An 18,267-nucleotide genomic window follows, 5' to 3' on the forward strand; every position below is an offset into this window, starting at 1 on the left:
TGCAAGGTGCGCCGGTGCACTCCGATTGCAGCGGGTGGCCGCAGGTCAGATGGATCGGCAGAGCGGGAGCGCCGCCGCGGTGAACGCCTGCGCTTGCTGGCCGACCAGGCGCCGGGTTTCGCACGAGGCCTGGATCGCGGCCTGCTCGATCTGCGACACCGCCGCATCCAGCTCCCCGGCGGTTGGCGCGGAAATCGAGACGAAGCCGACGACGCGGAGCACCCCGTGCCCGGCGGTCAGCTCGGATTCTTGCTGCAGCACGTCGCCGTACTCCGCCGACGCTTGCGTGTCTTCGACTTGGCCGATCTTCCGGCGCTGCGCGGCGTCGGCGACCATCTCGGTCTTCTTCCGCCGCAGATCCCTGGCCGCCTGATCCGCCCGCACCGGGAGGTAGTGCAGCGACAGGGAGCGCAGCACTCCGCCGGTGAGGATCAGCGGGGCGAGGAATCCGGGGAAAGCCTGGGCTCTGGGCCATTCGCTGATCCACAGCACCGCGTGGTGTGCGCTGTCGGAGCGCAGCCGGTCCCACGATTCGTTCACCGCGACCGGGCCCGCCGTTGCGAGGTCGCGGCCGAGGGTGCCGTGTCGTTCCAGGGCGGGTCCTGCGGCGGGGTCGTAGGCGGTGCGGAGGATCAGGGCGACATCTCCCGGGGTGAGCCACCCGGTCAGGTGCAGTTCGGCGCTGCGGAGCGCATTCTGGAACGCCTGCATCTCTTGCCCTAGCACCGCAGCCGCCCCCTTCATTCCGCCGCCCGCGGAACGGATCTGCCGGGCTGCTTGGCGCATGTCGAGCGACAGCGACACGGTGGTCGCGTGGCGCTCCCCGGCGGGGCCGGCGCGCTCGATGAGTTCCCGGTAGGTGGTCGCCGCCCAGGAGCCGTCGTCGTGGCCGTGCTCGCGCCACCATTCGGTGAGCCCTGACCCGGAATCCGGGAGGGTGCGCTCCATGACCTGGATGCGGGCGATCTTCCCGGAACGACAGGCGGCGGCAAGTACCCGGCCCCACCCGGCGACGCGGCGCTGCTGCTCGCCCGGGTCGAGGAGCACGAACGCGGGATGCGCCACCCCGCACACCACCGTCAGGGTCTGTGCGTGCGGATCATGCACCATCGCCGCCCCCGACTCCGGGTCCACCCATTCCCGGAGCGGCGCCAGGTCGCCGGGGAGCGCGAGCGTGCCCGCCGGCCTCGGCTTCACCACCCGCCGCCGATAGGTGGTCTGCTTCGCTGTGGTGCGGAGGAGCCAGCGGGTGACGATCGGCGCCCACTCGATCAGCTTCCGCCCGCTGACGGGCACCCACGCGATCGCGACCAGCGACGCCCAGGCCGGGGACGACCAGGCGAGGCCTTGGCCGCCTGCCGTGTAGAGGCCGGTGACGACGATGCCGAGGGCGGTGGCGAGGACGAGCAGCTGCGGCAGGGAGAGCCCGAGGAGCAGGCCCCGCTTGGTGAGGCGGGAGAACTGCACCGGCCGCAGCTCGAACGCATCAGACGTGCTGGCGCTCATGGTCGGTCCTTCCCGGTCGGGGCGGGCGGATCGTTCCGCGGCGGCGGTGGCGGGAGTACCGCGGGCGGTTGCTGCACTGGCGCGTTCCCCGGAGGTGGCGATGCCTGCTCGGATGCGCTGCCGGCGTGTGAGTCGGCGGCTTCACCGATCGCGGCACCGATCTTCGGGCCGGCGGTCGCGGTCTCCTTCACCACGACGCCGGCCGCGACCGCGGCGGCGACGGGCGGGGCGGCAGCGGTCGCTCCGGCTGCGCCTTCTCCGGCGGCGGCCCCGGTGCCGGCCTCCGTCGCGGGAGCCGCGGCGGGCGTCGGAGCCGGGGTCGGGGCCTGTTGGGCGGGGGTGCTGCTGTCGCCGCTGTCGAGGACCTGCTTCGGTGCGGGGCCGTTCGGCTTCGAGGGGAGCGGGATGGGCCGGTTGAGGGCGTTCTTCGCTTCCTGCTCCATCGAGGACGCCTGATACATGTCGAAGCCCACGAAGGAGAGGAACTTGTATGCCATGTAGGGCGCGAACGCTGCGACGAACAGCAGCACGATCCCGGCGATGGGTTCGGAGAGGGATTTCAGGTCGAGGCTGATGGGGGCGGCGACCTGGGTGGTGGCGATGAGGAAGATCACCACGATCACGAGCTTCGACGCAATCAGCGCGACCACGAACGTCGCCCACTTTCCGAACCAGGTGCGGGAGGCTTCCCAGGTGAGGCCGGCGAGGGCGACCGGGCCGAACACGATCGCGACGAGGAGCAGGGCTTTGCGGATGAGGAGGGAGAACCAGAGGATGAAGATCGCCGCGACCATGAGCCCTGCGAGGAAGATCGTCAGCAGCGCCCCCGCGCCGCCGGCCACGCTCGTGATGGTGACGGCGGTGATGAGGAGCGCGAGCCGGTCGCCCATGCTCTCGATGGTCTGCCCGGTCGCCTGGATCACGCCGACGCAGAGCTGATCGGTGATTTCGAGGAGCAGGGCGGTGCAGGTGATGAGCACGAACGACCCCAGCACGCTCTTCGCAAGTCCGAGGGCGGCGCGGGCGAGCGCGGTGGGGTCGCGGCGGGCAAGTCCCGTGATGAGCTGGAAGCAGAAGAACAGCAGCGTGATGAACACGGCGATCCCGAACAGGATATTGTAGACCTTCACGTACCCGTCGGAGGTGACGTCGACGGAGGTGGTGGTGGAGAACACTTCCCACATGCCCTGGAACAGGGTGGACACGGCGAGGCCCATCGCTGAGGCGATCCACCCGAAGAACAGTCCGGCGGGGCCCTCGCCGATCGCAGTGCAGACGGTGGAGATGCCAGGGATGTCGCAGATACTCACCGTGAATCGCCGCCGTTAGTTGACGGCCTGGCCGACGGTCCAGAAGAAGTTGATGAGCGTCACCGCCGCCCCGCACAGCACCGCCGCCCCGCACGAGACGAGGACGCCTGTCTTGCCCCTGGATGCGAGGTGCGGGTTGGACGAGTTCGCGCCGAAGCCCCAGACGATCGCCGAGACGATGAGCGCGAGGACTGAGAGGATGAGGCCGACAGTCATCACCGCGCCGACGATGTCGCGCAGCTGCGCGATCCCCGGAAGCCCGTTGCTGTTCGGGTCAATATCGATCATGAGGTGCTGCTCCTTGCCAGTCGGTGAGGTGGACGCGAACCGTCCGAGAATCAGGTGCACCCGTGGACCCATCGATGTGACCGCATCCCCGGCGACACGGTCCTTGCCACGCGTTCCGACGCTGGAACGGAGCACAGGCGAGCAAGTGGCCCGTTCCGGGTCCTTAGATGCGGTCGCCGACGGCGAGGAGGAAGTTCGCCCAGGCAATCCCGGCTCCGCTGAGTGCCGCCGTGCCGAGGGCGACGAAGACGCCGATGCGGGCTTTCTGCGCCGTGTAGGGGTTTCCGGCAGAGGAGGCGACGGCCCAGATGATCGCGGAGACGAGGAGGGTGAGTACGGAGCCGATGAGGACGTAGGTGAGGAGCGCGCCGATCACCGACGCGAACTCCCCAGACGCTCCGACCGCTCCGAAATCGGGAAACACGTTCATCACAGACCTCCAAGGTTCGCCCGGCATCCGGGCGCTTGCGTGCTGCCGTCACTGGGGACTGCGCCATGCTGCGCCAGCCACTCGACCGCGTTCACGGGCGGCTGGCCCTGCCCGCCGGGGCGGATCTCCACGTGCAGGTGGGGGCCGGTGGAACGGCCCGAGGAACCGACATCGCCGATGTGCTGCCCGGCCGCGACGGTCTCGCCGGAGGTGACGTAGATGCCGTCCTGCCACATGTGCGCGTAGTACGACGCGACCCGGCTGCCGCTGACGGTGTGCTCGATGACGATGAGGCCGCCCCAGCCGCCGCTGAACTCCGCGACGGTCACGCGACCGTTGGCGATGGCGTAGACCGGGGTGCCGTCGGCGGCGGCAAGATCGGAACCGGAGTGGAACTGGCGCTCCCCGGTGAAGGGGTCGGTGCGCCACCCGAAACTATCCGTGCTCGTGTACGACCCTTCCGGGAGCGGGAACACGACGCGGCTGGTCTCCGGCACCACCCCACCACCATCATTCCCGCCGCCGGGGGCGGGCTGCGTGAGAGCGGTGAGGATCGCGTCGGCGACGGGCTGCCAGTTCCGATACCGGTCCGGATACGCGGACACTTCGACCGCCTGCGCCGCACTGCCGGGGTCCATCTGCTGCCACCCCGGTATGTCGAGCAGGCCCCGCGGCGAGGGGAAGTTCGGCCCGTGTTCCCCGCCGTAGAACGCCTTCGCCTGATACGTCGGGTTCATGAGCTCGGCGACCGTGCCCCAGCCTGCGGCGGGCCGCATCTGGAACAACCCCAAGCTGTCGTGGTCGGAGGCGTCGCCGTCGTTGGGATAGTCCGCCGATTCCGGGTAGGCGCCGGTGTTGGCGAGCATGAGCAGGCGGGACTCGGTGAGCGCCGCCATGAGCGCGACCCGCACCCCGGCCTGCCCGACACCGGGGATGCCCGCGCCGGTGGTGATGATCGTCGCGGCATGGGTGAGCTGCCGCTTCTCGAGCGTGACAGTGGTGCCGTCGGCGGTGGTCGCGGTGAGGCTGTCGGGGATCGGGCCGACCGTCAGCGAATCCGTGAGGCAGAACCCCAACGGCCCCATGAACGCCCCCAGGCCCACCAGCGCGGTCGACGGGCCGACGCAGAACAGCACCAGCAGCAGGACGAGCAGCTTCTTCACCATCACCGCCGCCTATCGGAGCGGGGTATCGACAGCGGAGAGCCGCAGCAGCCGACAGCCCCCGTCGTCGGGGCAGGCGCCGAAGATCGTGAACGACACCGGGCGCGAGTCGATAACGTCCTGCCCTTCCCAGACGCCGGCCCGATGCCGGGTGCCCGTAATCGTGTACGCGGTCGCACCCGGCGGAAGCGTCCCGGGGCGGGCGTCCGCGACGATGCCCGCCCAGCTCCCGGGCACGGCGATCGTGTCGATCGTGAGCCACTGCCGGGTCGCATAGTGGCGTAGTTCGGCCCAGGCATCATCGTCTGGGAAGTAAGCGCGGAGGTCTGCGGTGAGGCCGGGCGCTTCGTCACGATCGGCGACATCGACGATCGCCTGCATGTACTCCTGCGAGCCGTAGCCGAGGCCGGTATCCCACGCGAACAACCCCTCCGCCACGTTGCGGGCGAACCGTTCGGGGGTCGTGCTCGCCGGCAGCTCGCGTGGTGCGAGGTTTGGGCGGGAATCCGGGGTCGCCGTCGCCGCATTCGGGATCGGCTCGGGCGTCGGCGCGGGGCCGCGCAGCAGCCCGTAGATGCCGATGCCGACGAGCAGCGCAAGCACGAGGCCGCCGCCGATCAGGGCGATACGGAGGCGGCGCGACGCCTGCTCCGGTGCGGTGGTCTGACGCATAGGGGTTCCCTTCCGGCGAACGGGCGAGTTCGGTATCCGGAAGGTGCACACCCCCACCCCGCAGCCAGAGACCGGCGGACAGCCGGCGGGGTCAGACGACGCGCGCCTCGGGGCCGCCAGCGGGAGCCTGCGCGCGTGCGGTGCGGATGAGGGCGAAGAAGGCGACGGTCTCGGCGAGCACTGCTTCGGCGCACTCCCACTCCGACACGGTGAGCGCTGCGGCAAGGCCTGTCGCGTCGTATTTCTGCGTCCACCCCTCCATATCGGCCCAGAGCGCCACGAACGCGCGCGGCGGCAGCACCACGAGCGTCAGCTTCGGACGCTCCACAGGCTGTGCCCGCTTCTTGCCCTTGCCGCGGCCTTCGGCGGTGACCCGTGCGATCGCTTCCGCCGCGAGTGCGGCAAGCTCCGCCGTCCGTGCCTCCTGCGCTGCTGCCGCCCGCACCTCCTCGGCAGACGAGACGGCTTGTGCCCGAACAGGTTCCGGTTGGGTGGGGTCGGCGGCGATCCGGTCGAGCTCGTCCAGCGAGAGGGCGGTGTTCATGCGCAGGTGTGCGCCGTGGACTTTCCCGCCGGCTTCGATCCGGGCGACCTCTTCTGCGGCCTGCGATCGGATGTGCGCGGGACGGCGTTCGTCGCTTGCGAGGTCTTTCAGCCGGCCCACCTCTTCGAGCATCGAATACGACTTCCGGCCCGTCACCATCCTGGCCGCCTGCGCACGCGCTTCGCCCGTTGATTGCGGTGCCGCCGATTCGGCGGCACCGGTGGCTGCCGCAGAATCCTGCGGGTTCCCGCCCTCGGCACCGAACCTCGTGGCCGCTTGCCGGCGTGCGGCGTCTTCGGCGAGTACGACTTTCAGTTCCCGGTACAGGGATTCGGCTTCGATCAGGGAGAGGGGCTTGTGCAGCGAGTTGTCGTTCTGCTCCGCGAGGAGCTGGGAGAGCCTATCGGAGAGGTTCGACCGCACCCACACGTTCGTGGAACGATGCCCGAGAAGACGCAGCGCTTCGAGCCTGCGGCGGCCGCAGACGAGCGCCCCGTCCGGGGTGACGGTGATCGGCTGCAACAGGCCCTCGCTGCGGATGGACTCGGCAAGCGCTTGGATGTCGCCGAGGTCGGTGCGGTGGCGCTGGCCGATGGTGATGGAATCGAGGGCGCGTTCCAGCTCGATATGCCCCGGACTACTCGCAGCCATGGCATCCACCCCCGTCCGGGGCGGACAGCACCATTTCCGACAGCACCCCGTCGTCGGCGAGGAGCGCGCGGAGAGGTTCGCCGGTGACCAGGCGGTGCAGGATGCCTCGGGCGGCGCTGGTGTGCGCCTGATTCTGGTCCGGAGTGCCGAGCACCACCCTGAGCATGGCCAGCCAGGAGGCGGCGGGCATGTCGAGGAGGGCGCGGGCGTGGTAGTCGCGGCGCAACGATTCGAACGCCGACGCCCGGGACGCTGACTCAGCGAGCCGGGTCACGATGTACTCGATCCCGCCCCGCGCAGCCTCCGCCGGCCAGCCGAGCAGATGGAACAACGCGACCGCGTCTTCGACGGCCTGCCCCACCCGCACCGAAGTCTCGCTGTCCTCGGGTTCCTCGAAGTAGTCGGGCGCAGGGATCGTGAGGCTGTCGTGGTAGTCGGTCAGCGGGTTCTCCCGATCGCTGAACCGCTCCGCATCGTGGTGCGCGGAGAACTTCGGCCGACGAGCTTGGTGCACGGAGCACAGCAGCCCGTTGGCGCGTTCTTCGGCGATGCAGGTCACTTTCACGGCGCGGGTGACGACGGCCCAGGGATCGTCGGCGCGGCGCACGGCACCCGTGCGCATCGCATCGAACGCCGCAGCCGCCGCCTCCCACGGGTCGAGCCCGTGCCGGCGCGCGAGCGCCGCATACCTCTCGGCCGCGTGCCGCATGAGCGCAGCGACTACGGGATCGTGCCGCCACGCCCACCGGCCCTCCTCGTGCAGGCGGATGAGCAGGGCGCGCAGCCCTTCGGAATGCTCGAACCCCCACCGCGAGCCCGGTTCGGGCTGCGCGGCAGGGGTTCTCATCGTGCGGGTCAGGTTCATGGTCTCGGCACCTCCTACGGGACAGGTGCTCCCCACGTGCATGGGGCCTGGGAGGTCCTGCGCGAACTGGGATGTTGAGTCGTGCATCGCGGATCACCTCAGCCCCATCCCCGAACGAGACGGCTCCGGCCGCGTCTGGCGTTTGCGTCCGCCGATCGACAGATCCGGCAGCCGTGACGCCCGCTCACTCCGCGCAGCAGCGCGGTGCTGCTGTCGGTCCGTGCGGGCGTCGCGGAGGCGCTGGGCGAGGTCCGCCCGCAGATCGAGCCCCCACCCGGTCGCGCGGGCGCCGCCCTGCATCGCCAGCTCGGTCGGACGCACCCACCGCACCTGCGTCCGCCGCTTCGCCTCCTGCTCGGCCTCCGACTCCGGGCCCCCGGTCTCCGGTGTATCGTGCTCCGCATGGTCGCGCGACGCCAAGGAGGGGTCCCGGTGGACGGCGAGCATCGACCGCTCCGCTTCTGCCCGGTCAGGGGCGGCCGGGTCCGGGATGGGTGCGCGTTCGGCGTTCATCGCCGCAGCGAGCGCGGGATGTAGGCGCGACCGCGCCGCCTCCGCCGCTTCGGCGTCAGGTTCGGGGTTCATGAGTGTTCCTCCTCGTCTCGGGGATCTTCTGCAGCCGGCATCACTGGCACAGCTCCGGAGTCCTGACCGGCCCCTGCCGACGGGCCGGCGTTGTGTCCTGTCGTTGGCATGGTGTCGACTTGCGGGAGCCAGCGGCCGACGGTCGATGGGTGAACGTCGAGGTAGCGGGCGATCTTCTTGTTCGACCAGCCGCCCGCACGCAGCACCTCCGCGGCTTCACGCCTCGATTCGTTCCGCCCCGGCACCTCACCCGGCACGGGCGTCGGCGAGTCGTCCGGCTCGGGCTCTGGTGGCGCGGCGAGCACCGGCACCCGGAACGCCGATCTCAGCGACGCCACCGGTACCGGTTCGGCCCGGAGCTCTGCAGCCTCGGCCCGCAGTTCTGCGAGTTCCTCGCTCGACGGCTCGGTGTGTTCGTCGGGTTGGTGGCGGGTGAGGATCACGGTGAGGTGCGTGATCGCGAGCAGCACGAGAGGCGGCACGGCCGCGACCGATGCCGCGAGCACCGGGGGCACGTCGGCATCGGCGGCGACAATCGCGTGCACCCCGTTCGCCGTCACCGAGAGACCCGCCCCGCATATCAGCAGCATCCACGGGTACCAGGCGGTCCGGGTGCCGGCGAGGGCGACGACGGCGACGGTTGCGACGACGATGATGCCGTCCACGATCAGTGGCCACGCCCACGCCTGCCCCGCCTCGATCCCGGATCGGCGGGCGAGATCAGCGAGCGCGGTGAAGGAGAGCCAGAACGCTCCGCCCGCGATCAGCACCGTGCCCGCCACCGCGGTCACCACCGCAAGTCGGCCACCCCGACGTGCTCCTGTGCCGTTCATGCGAGCACCCGCCCTCGATCTGCCGGCGTACGCTGCGCGACCGGCCGCGACGCAGCGGACGCGGCCGCCGGCGGGGTGGTGCCTGGGTTGCGGTAGGCGGAGCGGATCGTGCGCTCGATCTCCCGCGGCGGCAGGCCGATCCCTTCCGCGACCGGCCCGAGGGCAGCGAATGCTTCGGGCAAGGTGGCGCCGTTCTCCGCGAGGCGGCACGACGCCCAGAAGAGCCCCTGGTTCCGTTCGCCCTCGCCCTGACCTTCCAGCCAGGTCGCGATCCGCTGGGTGCGTTCTTCCAAGGTGCCGCGGAACGGGCGCGCCTCCCACGACGCGCGCTGCGGTTTCGGGTCCAGGAACTCCCGCAATGCCGCTGCATTGACGGGTTGCACGTCGCCGGTCGCGAGGTCGAGGAGCTGATACGCGACGATCTCGCCGTCGATGATCGTTCTCGAGGGCGGTGCGACGATGTACCCGGCGGTGCCCCGGAAATCGAGCTGCGCTGCACCCGACGCCCAGGACCGTTGCTCGGTCTCGGCGGCGGGATAGTAGGCGTGCAGGCCCCCGGACGGGGTGACCACCTGTGCAGCCCACCCGTCGAGGAGGCCGGCCCGGGTGGCGCGCAGCCACGACTCGGGGCCGCGCGGCGGATCGCCCTTCACATCGACGTCGACGACCTCGACCCCGGAGGCCGGCCCGGTCGGGATGCCGACGTTCGCCTCCGGCCACCGCCGCCACCACGCCTCAACCTGTGCGGGATCGGCGCTGGCGTCTTTGAAACCGTGCGCGACGAGCGGTCGCTTCTCACCCGGCACACACGGAAACACCGGCACCCCGAGACTCGCGTAGTGCGCGGCGGCCTCCGCAAGGCTCATCCCGGCGACCGGAGCAAGGAACTGTTCGGCATCCATCACAGCCCCCGCACCAGAGACGAGGAACGTGCAGACCGCGCCGCCGGCTCCCTCCGCGCTGATGACCGGGCCGGCAGCTTGCGCTCGGCCTGCTTCGCCGTCGAAACTTCGGGGCCCTCGCGGGTGAGGCCGGGCGGGGTGCCGTCGCTGATCTGTGCCGTGTCGAGGCGGTCCAGAATCTCGACCGCGGCCTTCCGCACCCGCTCCGCGGTCGCCTGCACCACCTGGACCGGGTTCTTGCCGTCGGCGGCCATCGCCCACCCCGACACGTACGGGATCGTGTACGCGCTGGTGTCCATCCCGTGCGCAGCACCGACCATGAGCGCGACGGACTCCGCTTCGACCTCGCCGACCCCACGATGCTGCCGCGCCTCCTCCTGGTCGGGGCCGTGCATCTTCACGTGCGCGAGCTCGTGCACGAGCGTCTTCACCTGGGCGGCGTCATCCATGTTCGTCCGCACCGCGACCTGCTTCGTGTCGAAGTTGGTGAGCCCGTTCGCGCCGTGAATCGTGCCTTCATGCGGCACCGGCAGAAACTGGAACCCCGCCTCCACAACCTGACGAACCAGACCATCGCGCAGCCCGGCAGGAGCCTCACCTTGAAGGAGCTGCGGAGTCGGCGGGAGCGGCACGTCGGGGCCGGACGTTTGGGAGATGTCGAAGACGTAGGCGACTTTCGCGCCGATCATCCGCGACCGCACCACTTCGCCCGGTTTCGGTGCCTCTTTCGGGGCGAGCTTGCGCCACGACATCGGATCAGCCGGAGTCTTCGACGCGAACTTCCCCGTGACGGGGGCGAGGATCGCGTACCCCTTCTGACCCTTCTGAACCTGACGTCCGAGCTGTTCCCATTGCCGGAACCCGGCCACATAGGTCGGCATCGGCTCCGGCACCCGGCCCGCCTCAAAGGCGGACTGGTGCTGGGCGAAGATCAGCCACGAGTTGTTCACGCTGCGCGACCGGAACTTCGCCGCGAACGTCAGCGCCTGCTTCCAGTCCTCACCGGTGACCAGCTTCTCGACCTGCTCGGTGAGCTGTTCGCGCACTTCATCGAGCTTCGCCTCCCGCGCGGCACGCGCCTCCTCGGGAGTTCTCCTCGCAGCCATGACCGCCTCCTCTCGTCAACGGGCGACCCGAGAACAGGGCACCCGTGCAAGCGAGGTACGCCGGCGATACCGGCAGCGGGTCGAGACGGTCAGCGAACAGTCGAAGCGGTAGGTTGGCCGTCAGGAACCCATGTCGGCACCTGACGTAGCACCACGGATAGCAGCTTCAACGGTAGCGCCGGTGCCGATCCGACGAACTGCGGCGATTTGCTGCGCTCAAGATGGCGAAATACTGGGCATAGCCGCCTCGTGCTGCATTGCACGGTAACGGCCCGGGGTCACGCCCGTGCACTCCCGGAACGCGGCCGCAGCCCGGTTCCGAGACGCCCACCCCACCGCACTTCCGGCCTCCGCGATCGACGCATCGGACTCGCAGAGAAGCCGTGCCATCTCCTCGACACGGAGCATCGTCAGGTACGCGAGCGGGGTCTTCCCATAGGCGTCAGCGAAGACGCGGACGAGCTGCGTCGAAGACAGGTGCACCGCATTCGCCAGCTCCGGTATGGACCACGAGTGGCAGATGTCCGAGTGCAGCAGGTCACGGGCCATACGTGCCTCGGCGCGCAGCGGCGCGAACCGCCGCCCCCGCGGAACCGACGGCCGGGTGCGGGCCCGCTGACTCGGGAGGGTGCGGGTCGGTGAGACGTGGATGAACGGGGAGACCTGATCGATCACGGAATGCCACAGCGCCTGCATCCGGTGAAACCGCTCCCGATATTGCCCGTCAACGCTGAGCGAGACCAGCTCGTCCAGCCAGGGCATCAGCATCCCGGCCCGATCCTCACCCAGCCGCATCAACTGGGCCGGCTCCGTGTAGATTGTGTCCGCGATCCGCTGGGAAGTGAAGCGATCCCGGACGAGATCGATGTGCTGCCAGAAGAACTGATCCAGGATGAAGTCCAAGTCCAGGTAGATCACTGTGACGGTGACGTGCCCTTCGGGCTGAGCGCCGCAGAGCACGTTCGCGCCGAGCAGGAGCACGTCGCCGACCTTCGCGTGCTTCTCGCCGAACTCGCTGTAGACGAGTGCCGACCCGTCGCGGACGGTGATGAGCTTCACACAGTCGTAGGTCGCCGGTCCCACAGGACGGTGGAAGGTGCGGGTGCGAGCGAGCAACGGCTGGAAGCCCCCAGCAGCCGCCAGGCCATGACTCGCCCGCGAAAGCCCGGCGCTCCCGCTCCTCATCTCTGCCGCACTCATCTCACCAGGACAGACCCTGACCCTACGTCGGCCTCAAGCTGAGCTGCCCGAGAACTCCACCCGAGCTGGGGCTTCTGGGACGTAATCCCCTTCCCCCAGGGCTTGGCGAGCAAGAACGAGGGGTTAGCTTGCGCATGGTACGCATCGTTCCCGGAACGGCCGTGCTTCGAGCTGGCCTGCCGGGATCGGCTGTGTGCAGGCTGCGCAGAGACCATAGCTTCCCGAGTTGAAGCGTCGCATCGCTTCTTCGGCCTGACGGGCATCTTCCTGAGCGGAACTGACTAGTCCGGCGAGCATCGACCACTGCGAAGAGAGCGTGACGCCTTCCGGGTCGTGTTCATCGTCGTCTGATTCGCTCCGGCGGGCGTGGGTGAGCTGTCCCAGTTCAGCTTCAAGTTTCGTGACTCGGGCGCGAACGCGTTGCTGTTCCTGATCGAGTAACGCTCGGAGGTGATCCTCTCTGGTCATGTTCTGTTCCCCTTGGTGATGTTCCGTATCTTGACCAGGCGTTCTTGCACTGCTCGCTCACCACCGTGTTCGGTGGGTTGGTAGTAGACGCGATCCATGAGCTCGTCCGGGAGGTGCTGCTGGGGCACGACACCACGGGGGTCGTTGTGCGGAGACTTGTATCCTTTGCCGTGCCCGAGGAGCTTGGCGCCACGATTGTGCGAGTGCCGCAGATGCTTCGGTACGACGCCGAAACCGCCGCGCCGCACGTCGGAGATCGCGGCGTCGATTGCAGAGATGACGGCGTTCGACTTCGGTGCGGTCGCGATGTAGATCGTGGCTTCGGCGAGCGGGATTCTGGCCTCGGGCAGCCCGATCAACTGTGCGGCTTCGGCGGCGGCAACGGCGACCTGCAGCGCATATGGATCGGCGAGGCCCACGTCCTCGGCGGCATGGACGATGAGCCGCCGGGCGATGAATCTTGGGTCCTCGCCCGCCTCGATCATTCGGGCGAGATAGTGCAGGGCCGCATCGGGGTCGGAGCCACGCATGGACTTGATGAACGCGCTGACTACGTCATGGTGCTCGTCACCGTTCCTGTCGTAGCGGAGTAAGGCTCGATCGACCGAGGAGGCGACGAGCTCTGCGGTCACTCTTGGTTCCGCAGCAGACCCGCGGGCTGCAGCCGCTGCTGCTTCGAGCCCGATGAGAGCTCTTCGCGCGTCACCCGATGCGATCTGCACGAGAGCGTCGAATGCCTCCGCATCGACCGCAACGGTGCGTGCGAGGCCTCGATCATCTTCACTTGCCCGCACCAGGAGCGTTCGCAGTTCATCGTCAGCGAGCGGTTCGAGCGTGAGCAGTAGAGAACGCGACAGCAGGGGGCTGATGACTGAGAACGAGGGGTTCTCCGTGGTGGCGGCGATCAGGGTGACCCAGCCGTTCTCGACACCGGGCAGGAGTGCATCTTGTTGCGCTTTGGTGAAGCGGTGGATCTCATCGAGGAACAGCACCGTCGGCGAACCGTAGAGATCGCGCTCGTTCACGGCACGCTCCATGACGGTGCGCACATCCTTGACGCCTGCCGTGACCGCAGAGAGCTCCACGAACCTCCGGCCGCTTGATTGGGCAACGACTTGCGCCAGCGTGGTCTTGCCTGTTCCCGGCGGCCCCCAGAGGATCAGCGATACTGTGCTGCTGGTCGCACTGGCTTCGGCAGCCAGTGCCCGCAACGGCGAGCCGGGGCGCAATAGATGCGCTTGACCGACTACCTCATCAAGATTCCGGGGGCGCATCCGCACGGCGAGAGGCGCAGTGGGCGTGCGTACATTCATTGTTTGTGTCGTCCTTCTTGCCTCGGAACCTCGGTGCGGCACTGGTGGATGATCCATCGGCAGATCGCCTCGACAACATAAGCGCGTTCATCGTGTTCGAGTTCTCGCCCGGCGGAGATGCCGTGCCACTTGTTCAGGCAGGTGCGGCAACATGTGGCTGTCGCATGCTGCGCAACGAACACCGGATGCCCGCGGTACGGGGTTTGACGGCCGTCGTTACGGGGCTGCGCCGGGGCGAGCCGCCGACCGATCAACTCAGCCGCGTGCTCGCGGATCGTCCCCATGCCTCGCTGCTCGACCATGCCTCGCTCGCGACCGCTGAGTCTGAACTTCGCTCGAAAAGGGTGGCGCCCGATGCGGTGAAGTCGCGCGTCCAGTTCGTCCATGATTTCAAAGGGTGCAAGTCCGCCGCATTGTGCCCGGTGCTCGCGCCCCCAGACGGAAGCGCGAGCGCCGGACGACGGGACGCTACGCGACCGCGGTGCCTTCGAGCTCGACCATCTGCCCCGGCACCGCTAGGCGGGTCACGCCGAGCATCGTGGTCGTCGGGGCGACACCGGCCGCGCCGAGCCGCCCGGCGAGCACCCCGTAGTGCGGGAACAGCGCGTCCACATCGGTCGTGTAGACGTTCAGGCGCACGAGGTTCGCGAGCGTCATGCCGGCCTCAGCGAGCACGGCTTCGAGGTTGTCCACCGCGAGCCCGAGCTGCCCGGCCATATCGCCGTCGTGCTCGGGCCGGCCCTCCGCGCTCATCGCGGTCTGCCCCGAGATGTAGAGAGTGCGGGTCTCGCCGGTGACGATCTCGCCCTGGTTGAAGCCCATCTCCAATGACCACTGCACCGGGTTCACTGCGGTTCGTTCGACTGTCATCTTCGTCTCCGTTCTGTTGAAGGCACCACGCCCGGCCGCACGCTTGCTGCCGGTTCAACGTCGCACTATCCACTCTTTCGATGAATCACGACACCTTGTGTCAGGTATTTCAAGCAGAATAGAAATATGCGTGCGGATCGTCTGGTCTCTCTGGTGCTGTTGCTGCGCCAGCGCGGCCGCATGTCCGCCGAAGCGCTCGCCCAGGAACTCGAAGTCTCCACCCGCACAGTGCTGCGCGACATCGAAGCCCTCGGGGCCGCCGGCGTGCCGGTCTACGCCGAGCGGGGCAGGCACGGCGGCTTCGAGCTGCTGCCCGGGTTCCGCACCGAGCTCACCGGCCTGAACCCCGATGAGGCGCTGGCGCTGCTCACGGCGGGGTCGAGCCGAGATGGTCACGTCTTCGGGCTCAGCACGCCGCTCGCCTCGGCTATGCGCAAGGTCGTCGATGCGCTCCCGAACACGCACCAGGCCAGCGCGAGCGACGCGGCCCGAAGACTGCTCATCGAGCCCGAGCGCGACCTGCTGTCGCGAAAGCAGAGCGCCGAAGAACTCGACGGCGAGATGCTGGCCGAGGTGCGCCGGGCCGTGCTCGCCGGGCGCAAGCTGCGCATCCACTACGCCGCGGTCGATCGCGAGCCGAAGTGGCGCACCGTCGATCCGATCGGACTCGTCACGGTGCGCGCCAAGGGCTACCTGCTCGCGGCCGTGGAGGGTGCCGATCGCACCTATCGACTCTCACGGATCATCGCCGCCGAAGAGCTGCCTGAGGCTGCCGACCGACCCGCGCACGTCGATCTCGAACGGCTCTGGGAAGAACGCAGCGCCCGCTTCCGCAGCGGCGGCGACCAGCTCACCGTGCTGCTGCGCATGAACCCGGCCCGCCGAGACGAACTCGCCACCACCGCGCTTGCGATCCATTCAGAGACCACCGATGATGACGGCTGGCTGCGACTCGAAGCAACCTTCCAAGACCTCCGGCACGCGATCTGGGCGCTCTGGCAACTCGAGACCGATGCCGAAGCCCTCGCCCCTGAGGAGCTGCGATCCGCGCTGCTCCGCCGAACCGCCGAACTCGCCGCCCGCTACACAGCGAAACAGTAGTCGGTCGGCTATCTGGTGAGCCGGCGTCGTTCGTGGAGGACGATTCCTGCGGCGACGGAAACGTTGAGCGATTCCACACCGGGCAGCATTGGCACGGCATAGCGGCATGCCGCGAGCTTGGCAAGAGTATCGGAGGGGCCGGTGCGCTCGGAGCCCAACAGGATCGCGAGCCGGCCCGGCACCTGGCTGATCGCGTCGAGGGAGTCGTCGGCGTCTGCGGACATCGCTGCGAGCGGGATTTTCTCGTCCTGTAGGAACTCGGTGAGCTCGGAGCGGGTGGCGGTGAGTACCGGGAGGGTGAAGAGGAGGCCGCGGCTGGCGCGGATCAGGCGGCGGTCGTAGATCGAGGTCAGGCCACTGTCGAGCAGGACGATGCCGGCGGCACCGAAGGCGCGGGCAGAGCGCAGGATCGCGCCGATGTTGCCGGGGATACGTACTCCGTCGAGAACCAGCAGGTCGCCTCCCGCCGTGATGAGGTCGCGCAACGATGCCGGCCGTGGTGCGCGGGCGAGGGCGAACACGCGACTGTGCTTCTCGCCGGTAAACAGCCCGCGCAGCACCTCGCGGCTGAGCGCATGGAGTTCCGGGGCCGACGCCGGAATGCAAGCCGGGCTGATGTCTTCAAGGCGACTCGCTGAGACGTACAGGGCGATGAGCTCGACGCCCGCTCGGGCCGCCTGGGCCATGTTCTCCTCGTCATCGATCAGGATCGTCCGCGGCCTTGCCGCGCGGGAACGGAGCACGTCGGCGACCCGCCTCACCGCAGGGTGACGGGGATCATCGATGATTGCGGCGGGCAGCGTCGGCGCGGGTGCCGCTTCGAGGATGCTGCCGCTGGTCATACGTCCAGCGTCCGGCCTCACGCAGCGTGAGGGTCAAATCCGCGCTGGCCGGGCTACTCCCAGACCGCGGCATCCGGGTCGACGCCGTACGCTCGGGCTGCCGTGAAGATCGCGTCCCGCAGCCACACGGCCAGGCCGGGCTCGGTCGCTTCGAAGCCCTCGCGGAAGCGGGTGTCTTCGACGTACATGCGTCCGAGCAGCGCGTGCATCGACGGGGTGCAGGCGAAGAGGGTACCGATCATCGCCCGGTGCCGCTCGGCGAGCGCGACCGCTTCCGGGGCGGACGGCAGGATGCCGGACCTTTTGGCGTCGGCCATCTCCTCGTACAGGGCTTGGCCGGCCTGCTGCACCGCGGAACGTTCCTCGGCGGAGAGTCCGGCTGCGTTCGCCTCGAACTGCCGCCACTGCTCGGACTCACCCCAGCGCTCCTGCGCTTCGTCGGCCCAGTCCTCACGCCAGCCCCGCCCGAAGATCTCAGCCTGCTCCTGCGCGGTGAGCACGACCCCGGCTACTCTGCGTGCGAGTACCTGGGCGACGGCATCCGCCGTGCGCTGCAACTCGGCGATCTGCGATTCGAGAAGATGATGCTGTTCACGGAGATGCTGCACCTCGTCCACCGCGGGATCGTCCAACAGGCCTGCGATCGCGGTAAGGCTGAACCCGAGCTCACGGTACACGAGGACCCGATGGATGCGGGCCACGTCCTCGGCCGCATAGCTGCGATAGCCTGCGCTCGTCCGCGATGACGGGCGCACCAGCCCGACCTGATCCCAATGGTGCAGGGTGCGCACGCTAATCCCGACCAGATCAGAGACCGCGCCCACCGTGAGCGCGTCAGAAGACGTGAGCGTGGACATCGAGCCTCCTTCCGTCGAACTACTCCCATTGTCGCAGGAGGGCTCCGAGAGCCGCGGCTGCCTGGAGCGGGAGCACGCCGTTGCCAAGTGCAGCCATCTGCTGGTTCGCGGTCAGATTGCAGGCCAGGTCCGTAACCCAGCCACCTTCAAGCCCCATGAGCCATTCGAGGAACGCCGGGGCCGGTCTTGGTGCTCCGGACTCGTGAACGAGCGCCGGACTCGGAGCCTCCCTATCGGTGATGTGCTCCCATCGGGCTATTGCAACGGCGTATCGTCCCCAGCGGTGAAGATGCCCTCGATCAGCGACCACAGCGTCTCCGACTCGCGCTTCCATTCGCGTAAGCCGTTCGGGCCGTTCAGAGCGAGGTCGATGATCTGGTGCGAGAGCGCGATCGTTCCCCGACGCGCCCGCACCTGGTCCAGGCTCTCCCCGCCGCGCGAGGCGTCGGAGGCGAGCGGGGTGCGGAACAGGATCGGTGCGGCGCGCGAGGACGAAGACGCGAAACCGAGGATGCGGAGCACCGACAGCGGAAGCGGGTAGGCCGACCCACCTCGCGTCATACCCGAGGTCGGCCAGGTCTCCGAGTACGGCGCCGAGCGCCCGGAGAGGTCGAGCTGGCTCGTCTCCCAGACCCCAGAGGTCGGGTTCCACGTGGCGAAGGGTTGCAGGGTCGGGGGTTGCATCAGAGGCTCCTTCGGGGGTTGCACGAACGGCGGATGCGGAGAGGAGGCCGCGCACGTTCTCGATCACGACATACTCG

The 18,267-nt window shown here is 68.8% G+C and carries 21 protein-coding genes; 1 reads left to right on the plus strand and 20 read right to left on the minus strand.

What is annotated here, in order from left to right:
• Positions 1 to 45: 45 nt before the first annotated feature.
• The 17 genes from WFL22_RS09200 to WFL22_RS09280 all read right to left on the minus strand — a co-directional run bounded on the left by WFL22_RS09200 (position 46) and on the right by WFL22_RS09280 (position 14,706).
• Positions 46 to 1,506 carry an SCO6880 family protein gene (locus WFL22_RS09200; protein ID WP_336992429.1) on the minus strand — a complete coding sequence of 487 codons (1,461 nt, stop codon included), beginning with the start codon at positions 1,504 to 1,506 and terminating at the stop codon, positions 46 to 48.
• Positions 1,503 to 2,816: a conjugal transfer protein TrbL gene (locus WFL22_RS09205; RefSeq protein WP_336992430.1), complete on the minus strand. Its 1,314-nt coding sequence runs from the start codon at positions 2,814 to 2,816 to the stop codon at positions 1,503 to 1,505. The genes WFL22_RS09200 and WFL22_RS09205 overlap by 4 nt, the downstream gene beginning before the upstream one ends.
• 15 nt (positions 2,817 to 2,831) lie before the next feature.
• Entirely contained in the window at positions 2,832 to 3,104 is a 273-nt protein-coding gene (locus WFL22_RS09210; protein WP_053385960.1) for a DUF6112 family protein, read from the minus strand.
• Positions 3,105 to 3,267: 163 nt separating this feature from the next.
• Positions 3,268 to 3,534, minus strand: a complete 267-nt coding sequence (locus WFL22_RS09215; RefSeq protein WP_336992431.1) for a DUF6112 family protein — start codon at positions 3,532 to 3,534, stop codon at positions 3,268 to 3,270.
• Complete coding sequence (locus WFL22_RS09220; RefSeq protein ID WP_336992432.1) at positions 3,534 to 4,700, minus strand: M23 family metallopeptidase; 1,167 nt, start codon at positions 4,698 to 4,700, stop codon at positions 3,534 to 3,536. Before WFL22_RS09220 ends, WFL22_RS09215 begins: the two co-directional genes overlap by 1 nt.
• 9 nt (positions 4,701 to 4,709) lie before the next feature.
• Complete coding sequence (locus WFL22_RS09225) at positions 4,710 to 5,369, minus strand: hypothetical protein (RefSeq protein ID WP_336992433.1); 660 nt, start codon at positions 5,367 to 5,369, stop codon at positions 4,710 to 4,712.
• 91 nt (positions 5,370 to 5,460) lie between these two features.
• Positions 5,461 to 6,564 (minus strand): ParB N-terminal domain-containing protein, encoded by a 1,104-nt coding sequence (locus WFL22_RS09230; protein ID WP_336992434.1) that lies wholly within the window; start codon positions 6,562 to 6,564, stop codon positions 5,461 to 5,463.
• The gene (locus WFL22_RS09235) at positions 6,551 to 7,429 is read right to left on the minus strand and encodes a hypothetical protein (RefSeq protein WP_336992435.1); all 879 of its coding nucleotides are present in this window, start codon (positions 7,427 to 7,429) and stop codon (positions 6,551 to 6,553) included. Before WFL22_RS09235 ends, WFL22_RS09230 begins: the two co-directional genes overlap by 14 nt.
• 93 nt (positions 7,430 to 7,522) lie before the next feature.
• Positions 7,523 to 8,014 (minus strand): hypothetical protein, encoded by a 492-nt coding sequence (locus WFL22_RS09240; protein WP_336992436.1) that lies wholly within the window; start codon positions 8,012 to 8,014, stop codon positions 7,523 to 7,525.
• Positions 8,011 to 8,847, minus strand: coding sequence for a DUF2637 domain-containing protein (locus WFL22_RS09245; RefSeq protein WP_336992437.1), 837 nt, complete (start codon positions 8,845 to 8,847; stop codon positions 8,011 to 8,013). Before WFL22_RS09245 ends, WFL22_RS09240 begins: the two co-directional genes overlap by 4 nt.
• Complete coding sequence (locus tag WFL22_RS09250; protein ID WP_336992438.1) at positions 8,844 to 9,749, minus strand: bifunctional DNA primase/polymerase; 906 nt, start codon at positions 9,747 to 9,749, stop codon at positions 8,844 to 8,846. The genes WFL22_RS09245 and WFL22_RS09250 overlap by 4 nt, the downstream gene beginning before the upstream one ends.
• Complete coding sequence (locus WFL22_RS09255; protein WP_336992440.1) at positions 9,749 to 10,855, minus strand: ArdC-like ssDNA-binding domain-containing protein; 1,107 nt, start codon at positions 10,853 to 10,855, stop codon at positions 9,749 to 9,751. The genes WFL22_RS09250 and WFL22_RS09255 overlap by 1 nt, the downstream gene beginning before the upstream one ends.
• 216 nt (positions 10,856 to 11,071) lie before the next feature.
• Positions 11,072 to 11,914 carry a helix-turn-helix transcriptional regulator gene (locus tag WFL22_RS09260; protein ID WP_336992442.1) on the minus strand — a complete coding sequence of 281 codons (843 nt, stop codon included), beginning with the start codon at positions 11,912 to 11,914 and terminating at the stop codon, positions 11,072 to 11,074.
• A gap of 264 nt (positions 11,915 to 12,178) precedes the next feature.
• Positions 12,179 to 12,523: a TraR/DksA family transcriptional regulator gene (locus WFL22_RS09265; protein WP_336992444.1), complete on the minus strand. Its 345-nt coding sequence runs from the start codon at positions 12,521 to 12,523 to the stop codon at positions 12,179 to 12,181.
• A complete protein-coding gene (locus tag WFL22_RS09270) occupies positions 12,520 to 13,836 on the minus strand; it encodes a replication-associated recombination protein A (RefSeq protein ID WP_336992446.1) in 1,317 nt (438 codons plus the stop codon). The genes WFL22_RS09265 and WFL22_RS09270 overlap by 4 nt, the downstream gene beginning before the upstream one ends.
• Complete coding sequence (locus tag WFL22_RS09275) at positions 13,833 to 14,222, minus strand: DUF4186 domain-containing protein (protein ID WP_336992448.1); 390 nt, start codon at positions 14,220 to 14,222, stop codon at positions 13,833 to 13,835. The genes WFL22_RS09270 and WFL22_RS09275 overlap by 4 nt, the downstream gene beginning before the upstream one ends.
• Before the next feature lie 82 nt (positions 14,223 to 14,304).
• Positions 14,305 to 14,706, minus strand: a complete 402-nt coding sequence (locus tag WFL22_RS09280; RefSeq protein WP_336992449.1) for a RidA family protein — start codon at positions 14,704 to 14,706, stop codon at positions 14,305 to 14,307.
• 126 nt (positions 14,707 to 14,832) lie between these two features.
• On the opposite strand from WFL22_RS09280, the gene WFL22_RS09285 reads away from it, so the two are divergent.
• A complete protein-coding gene (locus tag WFL22_RS09285; protein WP_336992450.1) occupies positions 14,833 to 15,807 on the plus strand; it encodes a helix-turn-helix transcriptional regulator in 975 nt (324 codons plus the stop codon).
• A gap of 8 nt (positions 15,808 to 15,815) precedes the next feature.
• Here the strand turns inward: WFL22_RS09285 and WFL22_RS09290 are convergent, their stop codons facing one another.
• From WFL22_RS09290 to WFL22_RS09300, 3 genes are all read right to left on the minus strand, one after another.
• A complete protein-coding gene (locus WFL22_RS09290; RefSeq protein ID WP_336992452.1) occupies positions 15,816 to 16,649 on the minus strand; it encodes a TrmH family RNA methyltransferase in 834 nt (277 codons plus the stop codon).
• A 53-nt stretch (positions 16,650 to 16,702) separates the two neighbouring features.
• A complete protein-coding gene (locus tag WFL22_RS09295) occupies positions 16,703 to 17,506 on the minus strand; it encodes a MerR family transcriptional regulator (protein ID WP_336992454.1) in 804 nt (267 codons plus the stop codon).
• Between the two features lie 255 nt (positions 17,507 to 17,761).
• Positions 17,762 to 18,190 carry a hypothetical protein gene (locus WFL22_RS09300; RefSeq protein ID WP_336993006.1) on the minus strand — a complete coding sequence of 143 codons (429 nt, stop codon included), beginning with the start codon at positions 18,188 to 18,190 and terminating at the stop codon, positions 17,762 to 17,764.
• Positions 18,191 to 18,267 lie beyond the last annotated feature (77 nt).

The sequence above is a fragment of the Leucobacter sp. VD1 genome, from assembly GCF_037150695.1.
GTDB lineage: Bacteria > Actinomycetota > Actinomycetes > Actinomycetales > Microbacteriaceae > Leucobacter.

Bases quoted from the DNA above. Each gene is read 5' to 3' on its own strand.
- WFL22_RS09200 (WP_336992429.1), bottom strand. From the start codon at position 1,506: ATGAGCGCCAGCACGTCTGATGCGTTCGAGCTGCGGCCGGTGCAGTTC.
- WFL22_RS09255 (WP_336992440.1), bottom strand. From the start codon at position 10,855: ATGGCTGCGAGGAGAACTCCCGAGGAGGCGCGTGCCGCGCGGGAGGCG.
- WFL22_RS09220 (WP_336992432.1), bottom strand. From the start codon at position 4,700: ATGGTGAAGAAGCTGCTCGTCCTGCTGCTGGTGCTGTTCTGCGTCGGC.
- WFL22_RS09215 (WP_336992431.1), bottom strand. From the start codon at position 3,534: ATGAACGTGTTTCCCGATTTCGGAGCGGTCGGAGCGTCTGGGGAGTTC.
- WFL22_RS09285 (WP_336992450.1), top strand. From the start codon at position 14,833: ATGCGTGCGGATCGTCTGGTCTCTCTGGTGCTGTTGCTGCGCCAGCGC.
- WFL22_RS09250 (WP_336992438.1), bottom strand. From the start codon at position 9,749: ATGGATGCCGAACAGTTCCTTGCTCCGGTCGCCGGGATGAGCCTTGCG.
- WFL22_RS09225 (WP_336992433.1), bottom strand. From the start codon at position 5,369: ATGCGTCAGACCACCGCACCGGAGCAGGCGTCGCGCCGCCTCCGTATC.
- WFL22_RS09230 (WP_336992434.1), bottom strand. From the start codon at position 6,564: ATGGCTGCGAGTAGTCCGGGGCATATCGAGCTGGAACGCGCCCTCGAT.
- WFL22_RS09290 (WP_336992452.1), bottom strand. From the start codon at position 16,649: ATGACCAGCGGCAGCATCCTCGAAGCGGCACCCGCGCCGACGCTGCCC.
- WFL22_RS09275 (WP_336992448.1), bottom strand. From the start codon at position 14,222: ATGGACGAACTGGACGCGCGACTTCACCGCATCGGGCGCCACCCTTTT.
- WFL22_RS09300 (WP_336993006.1), bottom strand. From the start codon at position 18,190: ATGCAACCCCCGACCCTGCAACCCTTCGCCACGTGGAACCCGACCTCT.
- WFL22_RS09295 (WP_336992454.1), bottom strand. From the start codon at position 17,506: ATGTCCACGCTCACGTCTTCTGACGCGCTCACGGTGGGCGCGGTCTCT.
- WFL22_RS09245 (WP_336992437.1), bottom strand. From the start codon at position 8,847: ATGAACGGCACAGGAGCACGTCGGGGTGGCCGACTTGCGGTGGTGACC.
- WFL22_RS09280 (WP_336992449.1), bottom strand. From the start codon at position 14,706: ATGACAGTCGAACGAACCGCAGTGAACCCGGTGCAGTGGTCATTGGAG.
- WFL22_RS09265 (WP_336992444.1), bottom strand. From the start codon at position 12,523: ATGACCAGAGAGGATCACCTCCGAGCGTTACTCGATCAGGAACAGCAA.
- WFL22_RS09240 (WP_336992436.1), bottom strand. From the start codon at position 8,014: ATGAACCCCGAACCTGACGCCGAAGCGGCGGAGGCGGCGCGGTCGCGC.
- WFL22_RS09270 (WP_336992446.1), bottom strand. From the start codon at position 13,836: ATGAATGTACGCACGCCCACTGCGCCTCTCGCCGTGCGGATGCGCCCC.
- WFL22_RS09235 (WP_336992435.1), bottom strand. From the start codon at position 7,429: ATGAACCTGACCCGCACGATGAGAACCCCTGCCGCGCAGCCCGAACCG.
- WFL22_RS09210 (WP_053385960.1), bottom strand. From the start codon at position 3,104: ATGATCGATATTGACCCGAACAGCAACGGGCTTCCGGGGATCGCGCAG.